Here is a 571-nt window from a genome sequence, read left to right on the forward strand (position 1 = left end):
AAGTTCGGTTTAAAATCACGTTCAGCACGTAGTAATTGGCGGCCAACAAAAGTGTCAGACGTCGCCAGTTTATGCGCAATGTGGGTTAAAGCGACTGGTTCCGCCAGCTTTTCTAGGCAAGCCTGCCGGGTGGGATTAGAAATTGTACAATGTTTGGGTACCAGATTGGTCTGGGCTAAAAAGCTGGACTGGCAAGCTTTACAGTGGAAATAGCGGCGCTTTAATTTTAGAATCACCGCATTGTCAAGGATTTTAGCGAACCGAACCGTGGTCATGCGCCAGCCATACTTAATCAGCTGCGCCGCATTGATGATGCCGCATTTAGGACAAGCCCGCGGCTTGTAGTCTAAAACACCATCAAAGCGAATCATGCCATCATTGTTCCGCGCACCAGTTTTAATTTTTATGTGGGGATCAACTATCCCTAACAAGAGTTTTGTAGTATCATTAGCCATAAGGGCATTCACTTCTTTCTGAAAATCTTCGTCGTGGTTGATTTTTTGCGAACGGACAGTGGATGTCCGTTTTTTTATCCCTAATTAAGTATACAAAAAATCTGCCATCAGTAATC

Annotated in this window: 1 protein-coding gene; it reads right to left on the reverse strand. The window is 44.5% G+C overall.

From position 1 onward, the window contains the following. A partial coding sequence (locus FC24_RS11490; protein ID WP_162257009.1) for a transposase family protein occupies positions 1-455 on the reverse strand: 455 nt, incomplete at its 3' end. Positions 456-571 lie beyond the last annotated feature (116 nt).

Origin of the sequence: Loigolactobacillus rennini DSM 20253 (assembly GCF_001436505.1) — a bacterium.
In the GTDB taxonomy this organism is placed as follows: domain Bacteria; phylum Bacillota; class Bacilli; order Lactobacillales; family Lactobacillaceae; genus Loigolactobacillus; species Loigolactobacillus rennini.